The organism is Nonomuraea aurantiaca, from assembly GCF_020215705.1.
GTDB lineage: Bacteria > Actinomycetota > Actinomycetes > Streptosporangiales > Streptosporangiaceae > Nonomuraea > Nonomuraea aurantiaca.
In genome coordinates, this window is sequence record NZ_JAIWNB010000002.1 from 192,561 (window position 1) to 205,768 (window position 13,208).

Genomic DNA, 13,208 nt, shown 5'->3' on the forward strand with positions numbered 1-13,208 from the left:
TCCCAAACGCAAGCGGCCCTATAACCGGAGCGAGCCCACCCAGCTCCAACAGGCAATCGCTCAGCATCAAAGAAGCCGCGCCAAAGCTGACGACAACGGCGCCCGGGTTTGGCACCCAGTAGTGGTTGCGCCCGGGTGGGCCGGTTGGTCGAGCGGCTCGGGCCGAAGGTATGGACCTAGTGGGCGAGAACGGGCTGCTAGGCCAGCTGACCAAGCTGGTGCTGAAGTCCGCGCTGGAAGGCGAGATCACCGACCATCTCGGCTACGACAAGCACGAGCGCTCCGGCAGTGAAAGGGGAACAGCCGCAATGGCAGCCGGTCCAAGACCGTCAACACCGACCTCGGGCCGGTGGAGATCACCGTGCCGCGTGATCAGGACGGGAGCTTCGAGCCGGAGATCGTCCAGTCGATGCTTCGGCGATCTCGCCGTGGGGGACATGACCTTGTCTGCTTCACCGGTGGAGGGTGATTGTGGCTCGCCCTCACCCGTAGCTTTTCCAAGGCATCAGATATCGGTGACCAGCTTGATGGGCTGCCTCGTCAGGACAGCTATGGTCATGAAGTCGCGGTCGTCGCACAGTACCGTGAGGTTTGCCCGCTCTGCGGTGGCGGCAATGAGCAGGTCGGCCGGACCGGCCGACCTGTGCTGTCCATTCTCGGTGAGTAGCTGCTGCACCTCGGCTGCGCGGTGCCAAGCGTGTTCACTCATCGGTACCCAGCCGAACAGATCATGGAGCAGACGCACTTTCTCCAGGCGGTCCGCAAGCGATCTCGCGGAGAAAAGGAACTCCAATTCGACGACCGGACAGGTCGCGATGACACCGGCGGCGAGCTGATCGGACCACGCCTGCCGTAGTTTGGGCTCCTGCAAGATCCGGAACATGCCGGAGGTGTCGATGAGATACAGGGCGGGTGTCACCGGCGATAAGCTGCCTTGTTGCCGACGAAGTCATCGAAGTCCCCTCGGTCGGCCATCTCGCCAAGTGCGGCCAGAGCTCGCAGCCGCACCAACCGCTGTCCCACTTCGCGGAGGGCTGCGTTGACCGTGTCCTTCTTCGTCTTAGTGCCGAGAACTTCGGCAGCTGTCGCCAGGGCCTCTTGGTCGATCTCGATCGGGGTCTTCACCATGGCCATGAGATCACCCTCCTTCGCGCGCACAGTGTATCACGGATGTCCGTTATGGATATCCAGGATATCTCGGCTTTGGATCGGTAATTCGGTTGCTCAACTGACCCACCATCTCGCTGATCAGCCAAAGATTTCAGCACCCCGCGCATGTCTTCCGCCTGCGGCATGGTGTTCGAGTACGCGGCAATGAGGTCCACTCGCTGTGTCGCCCGGCGAAAGGCGGGCGACCCTCATCGCCCCAAGAACCCGTTGGTGATCAGCAGGTAAAGTTGTTCTTTGAGGTACTGCCGCCGGGCGGGGGGCATGTCATGGCAGTCATCTAGCGCCTCATCCCACCCGGAAACGAGATGGTAGCGCTCGCCGTTGTTGATGATCGTCAAGCAGGGCGGGACCGCCACAATCCGATATGTCCGTCCTGCTCCTTACACACGCACAGCCCCGCGTTGCGCAGGCTAGCTGACGGGGCGGCCGTTGTGCAGGTACGCGACGGTGCCGGCGTCAGCGGCGGTGATCGCGGCCTGTAGGCGTGCCCACACGTACGGCCGGAGCCGCTTCCGCGCTTGGTTGGGGGTGCAGAACTCGAACGCGCCCAACTCGGTATCGGCAAGGCGTAGCGCGGCGGTTTGGTCGGGGGTGAGGATTCCGGCGTTGAAGATGAACATCACCGAGTCGTCCCATGGGCCGTGTGGTGGCACCCAGTCCACACACACCAACGCCATGTCCTCCGGGAGGTGGAGGCCGAGTTCTTCGGTCAGTTCTCGGCGGAGGGCATCAAGCGGTGGTTCGTTGGCTTCGGCCATGCCACCGGGGAGATCCCAATTGGGTTTGTAGGTGGGGTCGACGAGCAGCACACGGCCGTGATCATCACAAATGAGGGCGTCTACCCCCACGCGCTTACGGGCCTGGCGGGCGTTGCCCTCGGTCAGATGCGCGCGGTAGGCGGCGGGATCGCGTTCGTAGAGCGGCCGGGTGTCGGGCTCGGTCATGGGGTTGGGCTGGTCCTTGGCTGTGTGGTGTCGGTGGTGAGCTGGTAGAGCCATTCACGCTGCCGCAGCGCCTCGGCCAGGTGGTCGAGGAAGCCCCGCGCGCATGCGATGGCGCGGTGCGGCTGGAGCTGGTCGCGCAGATCGCGTAGTTGCTGAATCACCAGATACGAGCCTAGCGACCCGGTGGTATGAAGAACATCGGTCGCGACCGCACACGCCTGGTCCAACGCGCCGCGTTCGATGAGCACACCGGCCAGGGTGAGGTGCCCGAACGCGCGGGAGCGGGTGCGGCCGGCTGGCCGCAGCTCTAGAACTCGCTGGGCGTGGCGCTGGGCTGCGAGTAGGTCGCCGAGCTGCCGCATGCACCGGGCCGCGTCTCCGGCGAGGGACGCAGCATCAAACGGTGACACCCAGGGCGACGGGGCTGCGCTGTGGCTGCCCTGCAGGGCGGTCTCAGCGCGGCCCAACAGTGCGCGCGTTTCCCGTGATCGTCCTGCGGCGGCGTGCCCGCGAGCCTGCAACGCCCACAGCCGCGCCGCCAGTTCGGGGTGAGCCGGTCCCGCCGTCAACTCGCGCTGTCCCTGAGCGGCGTAGCCGATAGCGTCATCGGGGTGGGCGCGATGGTGCGCGAGGTGGGCCAGGCTCGCGAGCACGTGAACCCTTAAATGGGGGTCGTCGCCCACGCCGGACAGGTCTCGCGCCCGCGCGAAATGCCGCCCGGCGCGGTCGTCGTCTCCGGCGTCATGCGCCATCCACCCGGCCATTTCTGTGAGTGCTGCGGCCGCGGTGAACACCTGCGTCCCCTCACCGCAGAACATGCGGGGACTGAGGTGGTCGCGTAGGTAGGTGGTGACGGTCGCGTACAGGTGAGCGCCGCCAATTTGGGCGTCCACCGCCCGCCACGCCGCCACTGCCGCCGCCGCATCTTCACCCTGCCCCGAGACGGTGGCCCGCGCCGAAACCGGAACAGGGACCGGGGGCGGTTCCGCGGCCGGGGCTGAGGCATGCACTGGTGGGCGCGCTGCGCGCTGCTGCGGTACCTGAAACCACAACCGGTTAGCCGGGATGTGCAGCAGTCGCGCCCACTGTGTGAGCCTGCCCAAGTCGGTTATCGGCGGGCCGTTCTCAATCCTGGACAGCTGGGGTTGGGTGATGCCCACCCACGCCGCCACCGTTTCCTGTCGTAGGGGGCGGCCGTGGTGCGGGTGGGCGCGATAGGCCGCGATGACCTTGCCCATGTGCCACTGGTCGAGCGCTGAGCGCATGCTGGGATGGCTCCAGAACTCCGGCGGCACCCTCGGCGGCCCGGCGGGCGTACCAGTCGCCTCACGTGCGCCCGTGGTGCATGCTGCGCACCGGCCGCTAGTGTTGTCGCGCGCTAGGCGTGTCCCGCAGCGGCAGCGCCGCGCCTGCGTGTCGGTCATCTGGACTCACCGCCACATCGGAGATCCCTGCACCCCGAATGTAACCACGCGATCACGTTGCGAATCCAGGTATTCGCTGGGGCGCATATCCATATGCGTTATTGGTCATGGCCGCATGTGCGGGCTGCTGGTCACTGTGGGAGCACCCCCAGCCGACCAGCGCGAAAGGCACACCGTGACCACACAACACGCAGCTCCAGAGCCGGTGATCGGCTGGAACTACCTGGCGGTCTCGGGCCGCCCCATCGTCTGGGCCGGTCCGGTCACGCATCCGGGACCGCTGCCCGGATCGGCCCTCCCACCAACAGCACGACGCCGGGCGGTGGGGTACGTGCGGCTTCGACCCGACACCGACACCGCCGCCAGCGAGCAGATCACCGCGCGTCTGCGCGGGTTCGCGGCGCGGTCAGGGCTGGACTTGGTCAACATCTACACCGAGCACCCGCACCCGTACCGGCGATCGGTGTTTGGTGAGCTTCTCCAAGCGCTGTGCCGCCCCGACATCAGCACCGTGGTGATCCCCGCTCCGGAGCATCTGTCGGAGTTCGACGGCATCTATCAGGCCATGCGCGCCCTGATCGAGATAGAGACCGGCGCTGATGTCTTGGTGATGTCCCACACCACCGAGGCCACGCAATGACCCCGGTATCTGTCCATGAGGTCCATGACCGGCGGCTGAAAGAGTTGCTCGGTCAGGTGATCGCGGCGGAGGTTCCCGCGATCGTTGTGGACCAAGCCACCGCCGAACGGTGGCTCCTACGGCTGGCCGGTGCCTTGCTGGGGATCAACGCCCGGCACCGCGTCGACCCGCGCGGGAGGTGCCGGCTGTGCCGCCCCGGATTCCTGCGGCGATGGTGGCCCCGGGGGGCGCGGCGAGCCTGCACTGTCCAACCGACGCTCGCGCACTACCTCCGCGACGCCGAACCGTTCCAATTCCCCACCGAGGATCACGGGGTCTCATGAGCGACCGGTTCGCGCCCGTCCCGCCCACCGTGCGCGCCTCCGAGGTCACCCTGTTGGCGCTGCACACCGCGATCACCATCGGCGCGCAAGTCGCCCGCATCAGCGCCCGAGTGTCAGGCCTGCCCTACCTCGAATGCCCCGCCGAACGGACCGCTGGCCACCTGCTCGCCCGCGCCGTCGAGAACACTGGCCACCCCGACCCCAATCCCCGATACTCCGACATCAACCCCGCCACCATTGCCACCGTGAGTATCCGGGTCCACCGCCGCGCAGACGCACTGATCATCGACGTGTGGGACACCGACCCCACCCCGCCAGACACCACCCCACCGGACCCCCACATGAGCGCCGTAGGCGCCCTGGCGCGCCGCTGGGGCACCTACCCCTCCCCGTGTGGCGGGAAGGTCATGTGGGCCGAGATAGGCGCAGACGATCACTCACCTGCCGGGCTGGCGCAGCCTGGCGGTTCTGACCATCTCACGCCGCGCCCCGATCCCAGCGCCGATGCGTGCCCATGCCACGCCGCATAACCCCCCACCGAAAGCGGAGGCTTTACTAGGTTCGTCTCTCCGCACCGACGAACACCGGGACGGAGTTGCTGGTCAGCGTCGTTGGCGTTGGGCGGCGCGGGAGTGGTCAGGTGCTGAGCGGCATGCGGCACGATGGAGCGCGAGTGGGGCGGTGACGGGACCAAGCGACCCTGGCCGCGGCTCGGGAGTAGGACGCCAAGCCACCCAAGCTAGCTCGGCCGTTGCGCCATGGTGCAGGCGGCTGATGGGGCGATCACAAATCAGCCGCAGGCCTTCGCAGTGGTGCCGCTGCCCTTGTTGACGCGGCCGATCCCGGCCGTCACGCTGCCCGTGGCCTGGGCGCAGACGCCGCTTGGCGCGTAGACCATGTCGCCCCAGTGGTGCCCGCCGTTCCCGGCGCGGTAGGTGAAGGAGATGTTCTTGCGGCTGGTGAAGACGGTGATATGGCCGGTCGCGTTCTTGGGCACCGTCACCTCGCCCCAGTTGGTGCCGCAACGGCGGGAGTAATACAGCCGGATCGTGCCCAGGGTGTCATCGATCTCGTTGCTCAGCGAGGCCTTCTTCCCGGTGTAGACCTTGCTGTTGGCGCACCCGCTTCTGTAGGGGTCCTTTCCGTCGTACGTGTGGGCACTCGCTGGGCCCGTGGTCAGCAAGAGCGTGCCAATCGTCGCTACGGACACCGCGGCCGCTGCTACGTGGATCTTCATATCGGTCGACTCCTTTGTGAGAGGCCCGGGGTATGAACTCAATTTCTCGCCCTTATCTCTCCGCGAGAAATGATCTCTGGAAGAAGGGAGACTTCCCGATAGGCGGGGGAGGCGAGAGCAGCTCCGACTATGCCGGGCGCCTCGAACGGCGGCAACGGACATCCGCCGGATAGCCGTCCAAACATTGTCCAGACGTCCGGTTTGGACAAATAGCCCAGGCCGATGGGGGGTGGCCACAGGGCGCCGCCCGCAGTGACGAGGTCTCCGTCACCCGGCAATGCGATGAAGGGGCATCACTTAGGGTAACTATATGGTGCCGGGCCGCAGCTGGCGGCCTGGACGGTGCTCCGGGGGACGGCCGGCCCTGTGCGAGTGTGCATCGCCTTGTCCCGGCCGAGGAGTGTCATGTCACCCACCACCGTTGAGGTCTCGACCGCCTATGGCCCGGTATCGGGGCTGATCGAAAACGGGATCGCGTCCTTCCGCGGGATCCCCTATGCCGCCGCTCCCGTCGGGCCGAACAGGTTCGGCGCGCCCGTGCCGCCCGATACGTGGAGTGCGCCGTTGCCCGCTCACGAGTTCGGACCGACCCCGCCGCAGCCGCCGCTCAAGGGCAAGCTCGGCGAGCTGTTCCACAACCCGGTCATCCCCGGGGACGGTTACCTCAACCTGAACGTGTGGACCAGCGCCGCCGGCTCCGACGCCGCGATGCCGGTGCTGGTTTGGATCCACGGGGGCGCGTTCACCACCGGCTCCTCCGCGGTGACGACCTACGACGGCGCCACCTTCGCCCGCGACGGCGTCGTCTGCGTCACCATCAACTATCGCCTCGGGGTGGACGGCTTCGCCTACATCGAAGACGCTGCCGTCCCGGCCAACCGCGGCCTGCTCGACCAGATCTTCGCGTTGGAGTGGGTGCGGGACAACATCGCCGGCTTCGGCGGCGACCCCGGCAACGTCACCGTGGCAGGCGAGTCCGCCGGCGCGATGAGCGTGCTGACCCTGCTCTCCCTCGACCGGGAGCTGTTCCACCAGGCCATTGTCGAAAGCGGCAGCGCGCACATCGGCCAGACCCTCCAGGACGCCGCCCTTGTCACCGCCGCCGTCGCCACCCGGCTGGGTGTGGAGCCGACCGCCCAGGCACTCGCCGCAGTGGACACCGCCGCCCTGATGACGGCGCAGGCCGAGGTGAGCGATGATGTCACTTCCGGCGCCGACCCCGTGCGGTACGGGGCGAGCACCATCGCCTCGTGCGGTATGTCGTTCATGCCGGTGATCGACGGCGAGGTGGTTCCGCGACTGCCGATCGACGCCATCGCCGATGGCCGTGGCGCTGACGTGCCGCTGCTGATCGGCACCACGGTCGAGGAGTTCAGGACCTTCGTCGTTCCCACCGCCATGGTGGGCTGGCCCGGAGCGGCGCCGTTCAGGACCAGGACCGAGGTCTACGGTGCCCCGGCCGGCTTCTACGACCGCTACGCCGATACCAGCGTCGAGCCGTACGTCCGCAACGCCCCCTCCGGCATCGCCTGCGCGACGCTGACCGACCGCATGTTCCGCATCCCCACCTACCGCATCGCCGAGGCTCGCGGCGACGCGCCTGCCACCACCCACGTCTTCGAGTTCGGCTGGCGGTCACCCGCCACGCCCAACACCCTCCGCGTCAAGCTCGGCGCCTGCCACAGCCTTCCGCTCCCCTTCGTGTGGGACACGCTCGACAATCCTGACAGCGCGGAGTTCACCGGCCCGAACCCGCCCCAGGGACTGGCGGACGCCATGCACGGGCGCTGGGTCGAGTTCGTCAAGACCGGCGACCTCGACCAGTGGGCCCCCTACAACACCACCGAACGGCCGGTGATGACCTTCTACTGCGACAACCAGCCGGACAACGTCATCGTCCACGACCCGCGCCGCGACGAACGGGAAATCTGGAAGAACGATCTCAACCCGAGCTGACCGGCAGCACGGCCCCGGCCCGGCACGATCAACGATAAACCTGAACGGATGCATCGTCACCACCGAGGGCGCGGTCGCGGCAGCTGTGGGCATCAGGACTGCTCGGGTCAGTTCTCACGGGGTGCCACGAAGGTTCCGCGGCCCTGGATCGCGATGACGAAGCCCTCCTCGCGCAAGATGCCGATGGCCTTTCTGACGGTGTCGCGGCCCACTTCGTGCTCGTGCATCAACCTCTGCTCGGTCGGGATCGGCCGGTTGGGCGGGAGTGTGCCGTCCGCGATCTGCGTCCGCAGTAGGTCGGCGAGCTGGCGATAGAGCGGTACCGGCCCCTCATGGTCGATCGTCATGAACATAGACCGTAAATGTCCGCATCCGTGGCCCATCACTCGCCCACGTACGCGATCGGGGGCAGACGTTTGCAGACGTTTGCTTTAGCCTGGGCACTGCAAGACCTTCAAGGGAGTCGGGCCCGTCCTCGCGACCCAAACGCCAAGACGGGCCCTTGATCGGACAGCGGAGGTCCGACCCATGGGTAACCCAATCACAGACCTACGATTCAGGTCCCGCCTGACAGCCGAGATCCAAGCCGTACTCGAGAAGCACGGCTACCGACTGCCTCCAGGCGGCGATCACATCCGCGAACTCGTCATGGCTCGCGTCGACATCGCGCTCAAGAACCTCGTCGAGATCTTCGAGGGGCGGACTTGGTGACATGGCGGGCTGACATCCCCGACTTCCATGGGCCGCACGTCGCATCGCCCCAGCCAGGCCATGTCAAGCTGACCTGGTACGAACCGACCCAGCGGGCTCAGCGCATCCGCGTGGTCTCACACACCTGCGAGTGCCGCCGAACGACGTACGAACTGTGCGCCGCCGCCGGCCAGGGCTTTATCCGTCGTACGGACCGAGAGAAGGGCACCGTCCGCGAAACCGCGTGGACGTTGAACGCAGCCGCCAAACGTACCTTCCATCAGATCCTCCAAGGCGAGGCCCGGTGAGAGCAGCGCGGCGGACGCCTCCCTGGGCTCGTCCGCCGCGTCTGCCGAAACGAAGTGCGAGTCCTTGATCGGGACCAATCCGGAAGTCATGGTCAGGGGCGCAGTCCGGCTCCCGGGCTCTGAGATCGAGGCTAAGGTCCTTGATCGAAAACCAAGGCGGAAGGCCTTCAGCGTCGCTGTCGAGAGACTTTATTTCCAATGACCTGTCTTGGTGACAGTGAACGGAGTTGCGTCAGGGGGAATTGTGAAGCAGGAGGGGGTAGAGGCGAAGTGCAGCGAGGTCGAACTACACTTCTGTTATTTCGTGCATGGCCTGGCTGGATGGTATCTCATGTTATATAAGGTTATGGTGGCGATTGGATAAGGAGATCGCAGGCAAGGGGTGCATGGCCATTGGCGGCGGCTAGAAAAAGCACCAACATGCAGGGGCCTACAGCAATTCTGGTGATAGAGGTTGTCGCTATAGTGCTCGCTGTCTACTTTGTGCGGCAGCGCGATTGGACCAGCTTTACCTGGTCAGCCTCTGTTTTGGTGGCAATCCCCTTGTGGATAGCTGCGTTCAAGGTGCGTACTCGCTGTAGGGTCATCACTGCCAAAGGGCGTCGCTGCCCGAACCCTACGACTGGTGTCTTATTTGGGTGTCGGCAGGCCAATCATGGGTGGGCCAAGCTACTTGCACGCTTTGGCTTGGATCGAAGGCCTGTCGTAAAGCAGGGGAAAGAAAGATCGACCCCGGCGCCTCAAGCTTCCGCTGTTACCACTTCTGGTGTCTTCAATGAATCGGCTCCACCTCTACGCGTACAGGTTGAGAGCGGCCGGAAAGATGCACTCCTTTTCTGGTTTGCTACTTGCGCCACTGTGTCTGGGCTGGCCTCAGCCGCTGTGGACATAACCAGCTTGTTTAAATGACCATCCACGCACGGGTGGCGGGCGGAACGGATTTCAGCCACATGGGGATCGTTTAGGCCTCTCAGTATGAGAGTCTCGTGTCGGTGTGCGATGGAAGTCTCAATGAGTGAGTCCTTTTCATCCGCAGGCGGCTTGGGCGACGCGGTGGTTCTGAAGGATGGCGATGGCCTTGCACAGGTGGCCGGCCTTGCTGGGGATGCAGCGTAGCTTGCGGAGGATCTTCCAGCTCTTCAGCTGGGCGTTCGCGCGTTCGCCCGGTCCGCGAAGGCGAGCGTGGGAGCGGTTGGCCTGCTTTTGGGACTCGGGCTTGTTCTTGCCCTTGTACGGGGTGACGATCGGGCCCTCGGCTCCCTGATACGCCGTGTCCGCCAGGGCGATGATCCCCGCCTTCTCCGGCGCGCGCAGGATGCCCCAGATGCGGGCGGCCGTCAGGTCGTGTGCCTTGCCCGGCAGCGCTTCCGAGGTCCATACGATCGTCCCGTCGGGTGTGGCGATGACCTGGATGTTCATTCCGTGCACCCGGTGCTTGCCGGAGTAGTAGGGCCAGTCGGCGGCGATCCGGTCGGTGCGGATCAGCGTGCCGTCCAGCACCAGGTAGTGCAGCCCGTCCTTCTGGACTTTGCGCGGCGCCTGCCCGAGCTGAGGCGAGCGCGCCGACAGCAGCATCAAGGTCTCCTCCACATACCGCCACGCGGTCGCCGTCGACACCCCGAACCTGGCCCCGAGCTCGGTGAGCGTCTCTCCCTTGCGCAGGTAGACCAGCACCAGCAACGCTTGCTGTCCCGGGTTGAGCAGCCGCCAGGCCGACCCGATCACCTTGCGGCGCCGGCGGATCACTCCGGCGACGTAGTTCAGCGTTGAACGCGACAAATCGACGGCAGCACGATAGAAAAGCATCCGAGGCCCCTGGTTGTGACGGATCTGGTTGTGGTGATCAATCCATCTACCAGGGGTTTCTTACGTCGTCAGGCGAACACCAAGCTCACGATCATGCTGTGACCAGCACCCTGCCGCCAGAGGACGGAAAAGCCTCAGTGGTGTTCGCATAACCTCATGGGCAGCGCGTAGTCAACGAGTTTGCCCTGCCAGCAGAGGCGACCAGATGACTTCAGGCTTGCGGCGATGCCATCGCGTGGAGCCAACTGCACGCCCACTGCGAACCCATCGCTATGTGGGCCTTCGTCGTCGCAGATCAAGGGCACCCGCTGAAGTCCCTTAAAAAAAACATGGTGGGGCGACCCAGTGCAACCTGGCCCGGGGGCCCTTTTATAGGGCGTCAACGAGAACAGCGACGGGAGAGACCTCAATGCCTGGCATCGCCGCCGAAGGCGGGCAACCACCCCGCGGGCTATGGCAAACGATGATCGCTTTGCTCAACAACCGGGACCGGCGCAACCACCGCGAGTATCTGCTGAAGCGGGACGAACAGCGCGATCAAGCGGTCACGAAGCACTTCGAGTGCCTTCCTGACGACGTGGTGGAGTACGGCAACGAGGAGATTGACGGCAATCGGAGGATCTGGTTTCGGAAACCAGCGGACTTCGGCGCCTCCACTAAGCCGAAAGTGATCACTCTGCGGCTTGGTCATCCGATCGTCGAGGTCGTGCGCGATCGTGAGGAGCCGAACTCGAGCGAGCTCGGCCGATGATTCAGGACGACCAGGAGGTCGAAGCATTCATAAGCGGCTATGGCATCAGGCTGACCACCTTCCTTGTCCAGCACAGGGGCATCCCTGAGCACATCGCCGAGGAGGCCGTCTCCACAGCCTTCGTGATCTTGCACCGCCATCTGCAGAGCGGCCGACGAGTAGAACACCCCGCCTCCTTCACCGGAACGATCGCGTTCCATGAGGCCCTCAGGCTCTGCCAGAAGCAGGGCAAGGAACAGCCGAACTCCGACTATGTCCAGAGTATGGATCACTCAGTCGACTCGGCGTTCGAGACGTTTCTTCTGCGCGAAGAACTGACGCAACTTGTCAAGCGTCTGCCTCCGCGGCAGCGAGAGGTGATCATCCTCCGCTACCTGCTGGATCTGAGTGTGAAGGAAACCGCTAGGCGACTGAACTGCGCAACTGGAGCCGTGGAGGACAACACCCGCCTCGCACTCAAGAACCTGCGCGGCTACATGCGAAAGGACTCCGTCCGGGAGGGGGAGGCTCAATGAGCAGCAACCAAGACGATGCCCGCGAACCGCTGCCTGAGAGGACTGAAAGGCAGGTCGCGAAATTCCGAGCTGCCCTTGCGCAAGCGGCCAATGACCCAGCAGAAGTGGCTCGCATCGATGCTCTCGTCGTTGACCTCGAGGCCGACGGAACCCTGGACAGGGCACACCAGAGTGGCATCGAAGCCTGGATCGACGACATTGAGGCCGAAGACATCTTCGCCACCCTCAGCGCCGAGATCGTCCACCATGACGACCAACTGGTCGACGAGCTACCGTCGCAAGAGGACGTCGCGCCCAAGGAACAGCGACTCGTCGCCTCCAGTCATTACCGTGCACCGGTTGCGATCAATACGAACGGTGATGATGTTCACCTGAACGTCCACCTTTCGGCATCCCTGTGGGAGACAAACGACTATTCCAGCGTTCACGTCACAGGCGGCAGAATTCACGCGAAGGTCTACGCCACTCCTGAGAGCAGCGGCCGTCGGCCTCACGACCAAGAAACGGCCCGGTGCCTTGGAACACCAAGGAAAGAGAATCTCGGGCCGACGAAGCTCCACCGCGAGCAGTTGGAGCAGATCGCCAAGATATTCGAGCAGACCGGGGTCTATTTCAGCAGCTGGACTGACTCCACCTACCTCGTGTACGAGTCCACCTCGTCAGCGGACATCCCCGACCTTGCTTCGAAGATGACCCCTGTCCTGAAGATCGTACGGATGATCCGGCGCGACCTCGTGACCAACGACAAGATCATGGAATTGACACTCGACTCGGGGACGGCGTTGCTGCTCCGCTATCGAGTGGACGAGACAGCGAACGACGCGGCCCGGATAAGGGAGATCTGCAAGGAGAACAAGCGTACCTGGGCGCAGGCCGCCTTTATCCCCGGTCTGATCGTCGGAACAATAGCGGCGATCATTGGCGCGGCAGCCGCGAGCCAGTTCCTCGGCTCGTTCGCGGGCCCGGTGTGGTTGAGCCTGCTGCCGGTCACGATGGTGCCACTGGTCCTCGGTCTGGGGTTCAAGTCCCTGTGGAAACGGCTGGGCGCTGGCCTCACTCAGGCAGTCATCATCAACGTCCCAGAGGGCTCGCAGGGCGGTCTGCTGTCACGCAGGCGCGATGACTTGATCGTCGCGATGACCATGTTCGCGCTCAGCACGGCCACCAACGTGTTGTTCACCCTGCTATTGCAGCACAAGTAGGTTTCGCGGCGATGGCTGTGAACTCTGCGGTGATCCGTAGATCGCGATCCCTGCCCAGGCGCGCGGCGCGCGCCTGGGCAGCCGCCAGCAGCCCAGACCCCGCTTCGAGCGGCTTCCACGGAGACGTCTCCACCGCCGTTTCGAGGAATTCTCATGGGTGTTATCGGGTGCAGACCAGTGCGCTGAGAGGAGCGGTCCCCTGGTCGCAGCGGGTGTCCGCGCCGGGGTTATGGCTCGAATAT

At 64.9% G+C, this 13,208-nt stretch carries 14 protein-coding genes and 1 pseudogene; 8 read left to right on the forward strand and 7 right to left on the reverse strand.

Annotated features, from left to right (window positions below):
- Positions 1–170: 170 nt before the first annotated feature.
- A pseudogene (locus tag LDL49_RS59765) lies at positions 171–421 on the forward strand (transposase); the annotation flags it as partial.
- A gap of 84 nt (positions 422–505) precedes the next feature.
- Here the strand turns inward: LDL49_RS59765 and LDL49_RS06635 are convergent.
- The 4 genes from LDL49_RS06635 to LDL49_RS06650 all read right to left on the reverse strand — a co-directional run bounded on the left by LDL49_RS06635 (position 506) and on the right by LDL49_RS06650 (position 3,379).
- Complete coding sequence (locus LDL49_RS06635; protein WP_225290030.1) at positions 506–919, reverse strand: PIN domain nuclease; 414 nt, start codon at positions 917–919, stop codon at positions 506–508.
- Complete coding sequence (locus tag LDL49_RS06640; protein WP_225290031.1) at positions 916–1,134, reverse strand: type II toxin-antitoxin system VapB family antitoxin; 219 nt, start codon at positions 1,132–1,134, stop codon at positions 916–918. The genes LDL49_RS06635 and LDL49_RS06640 overlap by 4 nt, the downstream gene beginning before the upstream one ends.
- A 446-nt stretch (positions 1,135–1,580) precedes the next feature.
- Entirely contained in the window at positions 1,581–2,114 is a 534-nt protein-coding gene (locus tag LDL49_RS06645; RefSeq protein ID WP_225290032.1) for an NUDIX domain-containing protein, read from the reverse strand.
- Complete coding sequence (locus tag LDL49_RS06650) at positions 2,111–3,379, reverse strand: helix-turn-helix domain-containing protein (RefSeq protein ID WP_225290033.1); 1,269 nt, start codon at positions 3,377–3,379, stop codon at positions 2,111–2,113. The genes LDL49_RS06645 and LDL49_RS06650 overlap by 4 nt, the downstream gene beginning before the upstream one ends.
- A 334-nt stretch (positions 3,380–3,713) precedes the next feature.
- Here LDL49_RS06650 and LDL49_RS06655 point away from each other — a divergent pair, with 334 nt between their 5' ends.
- Positions 3,714–4,178, forward strand: coding sequence for a hypothetical protein (locus LDL49_RS06655; protein ID WP_225290034.1), 465 nt, complete (start codon positions 3,714–3,716; stop codon positions 4,176–4,178).
- Between the two features lie 319 nt (positions 4,179–4,497).
- The gene (locus LDL49_RS06660; RefSeq protein WP_225290035.1) at positions 4,498–5,031 is read left to right on the forward strand and encodes a hypothetical protein; all 534 of its coding nucleotides are present in this window, start codon (positions 4,498–4,500) and stop codon (positions 5,029–5,031) included.
- A gap of 260 nt (positions 5,032–5,291) precedes the next feature.
- On the opposite strand, the gene LDL49_RS06665 is transcribed toward LDL49_RS06660, so the two are convergent.
- On the reverse strand, positions 5,292–5,738 hold the full coding sequence (locus tag LDL49_RS06665; RefSeq protein WP_225290036.1) for a DUF2690 domain-containing protein: 447 nt from the start codon (positions 5,736–5,738) through the stop codon (positions 5,292–5,294).
- 405 nt (positions 5,739–6,143) lie between these two features.
- On the opposite strand from LDL49_RS06665, the gene LDL49_RS06670 reads away from it, so the two are divergent.
- Positions 6,144–7,694, forward strand: a complete 1,551-nt coding sequence (locus LDL49_RS06670; RefSeq protein WP_225290037.1) for a carboxylesterase/lipase family protein — start codon at positions 6,144–6,146, stop codon at positions 7,692–7,694.
- A gap of 107 nt (positions 7,695–7,801) precedes the next feature.
- Here LDL49_RS06670 and LDL49_RS06675 read toward each other — a convergent pair whose 3' ends face one another.
- The gene (locus LDL49_RS06675) at positions 7,802–8,041 is read right to left on the reverse strand and encodes a GntR family transcriptional regulator (protein ID WP_219527888.1); all 240 of its coding nucleotides are present in this window, start codon (positions 8,039–8,041) and stop codon (positions 7,802–7,804) included.
- Between the two features lie 181 nt (positions 8,042–8,222).
- Between LDL49_RS06675 and LDL49_RS06680 the strand changes: the two genes are divergently transcribed.
- The gene (locus tag LDL49_RS06680) at positions 8,223–8,405 is read left to right on the forward strand and encodes a hypothetical protein (protein WP_225290038.1); all 183 of its coding nucleotides are present in this window, start codon (positions 8,223–8,225) and stop codon (positions 8,403–8,405) included.
- Positions 8,406–9,718: 1,313 nt separating this feature from the next.
- Here LDL49_RS06680 and LDL49_RS06685 read toward each other — a convergent pair.
- Positions 9,719–10,498 carry a transposase family protein gene (locus LDL49_RS06685; protein WP_225290039.1) on the reverse strand — a complete coding sequence of 260 codons (780 nt, stop codon included), beginning with the start codon at positions 10,496–10,498 and terminating at the stop codon, positions 9,719–9,721.
- A gap of 409 nt (positions 10,499–10,907) precedes the next feature.
- Here LDL49_RS06685 and LDL49_RS06690 point away from each other — a divergent pair, with 409 nt between their 5' ends.
- Genes LDL49_RS06690 through LDL49_RS06700 form a run of 3 tightly spaced genes read left to right on the forward strand, consistent with a single transcriptional unit; the run spans position 10,908 to position 12,966 of the window.
- Positions 10,908–11,249, forward strand: a complete 342-nt coding sequence (locus LDL49_RS06690) for a hypothetical protein (RefSeq protein WP_225290040.1) — start codon at positions 10,908–10,910, stop codon at positions 11,247–11,249.
- On the forward strand, positions 11,246–11,764 hold the full coding sequence (locus tag LDL49_RS06695; protein WP_225290041.1) for an RNA polymerase sigma factor: 519 nt from the start codon (positions 11,246–11,248) through the stop codon (positions 11,762–11,764). The genes LDL49_RS06690 and LDL49_RS06695 overlap by 4 nt, the downstream gene beginning before the upstream one ends.
- Positions 11,761–12,966 carry a hypothetical protein gene (locus LDL49_RS06700; RefSeq protein WP_225290042.1) on the forward strand — a complete coding sequence of 402 codons (1,206 nt, stop codon included), beginning with the start codon at positions 11,761–11,763 and terminating at the stop codon, positions 12,964–12,966. Before LDL49_RS06695 ends, LDL49_RS06700 begins: the two co-directional genes overlap by 4 nt.
- Positions 12,967–13,208: the final 242 nt, after the last annotated feature.

Excerpts from the sequence above, each read along its gene's own strand:
- LDL49_RS06640 (WP_225290031.1), bottom strand. The coding sequence starts at position 1,134 with ATGGCCATGGTGAAGACCCCGATCGAGATCGACCAAGAGGCCCTGGCG.
- LDL49_RS06645 (WP_225290032.1), bottom strand. The coding sequence starts at position 2,114 with ATGACCGAGCCCGACACCCGGCCGCTCTACGAACGCGATCCCGCCGCC.
- LDL49_RS06650 (WP_225290033.1), bottom strand. The coding sequence starts at position 3,379 with ATGCGCTCAGCGCTCGACCAGTGGCACATGGGCAAGGTCATCGCGGCC.
- LDL49_RS06660 (WP_225290035.1), top strand. The coding sequence starts at position 4,498 with ATGAGCGACCGGTTCGCGCCCGTCCCGCCCACCGTGCGCGCCTCCGAG.
- LDL49_RS06665 (WP_225290036.1), bottom strand. The coding sequence starts at position 5,738 with ATGAAGATCCACGTAGCAGCGGCCGCGGTGTCCGTAGCGACGATTGGC.
- LDL49_RS06670 (WP_225290037.1), top strand. The coding sequence starts at position 6,144 with ATGTCACCCACCACCGTTGAGGTCTCGACCGCCTATGGCCCGGTATCG.
- LDL49_RS06675 (WP_219527888.1), bottom strand. The coding sequence starts at position 8,041 with ATGACGATCGACCATGAGGGGCCGGTACCGCTCTATCGCCAGCTCGCC.
- LDL49_RS06680 (WP_225290038.1), top strand. The coding sequence starts at position 8,223 with ATGGGTAACCCAATCACAGACCTACGATTCAGGTCCCGCCTGACAGCC.
- LDL49_RS06685 (WP_225290039.1), bottom strand. The coding sequence starts at position 10,498 with ATGCTTTTCTATCGTGCTGCCGTCGATTTGTCGCGTTCAACGCTGAAC.
- LDL49_RS06690 (WP_225290040.1), top strand. The coding sequence starts at position 10,908 with ATGCCTGGCATCGCCGCCGAAGGCGGGCAACCACCCCGCGGGCTATGG.
- LDL49_RS06695 (WP_225290041.1), top strand. The coding sequence starts at position 11,246 with ATGATTCAGGACGACCAGGAGGTCGAAGCATTCATAAGCGGCTATGGC.
- LDL49_RS06700 (WP_225290042.1), top strand. The coding sequence starts at position 11,761 with ATGAGCAGCAACCAAGACGATGCCCGCGAACCGCTGCCTGAGAGGACT.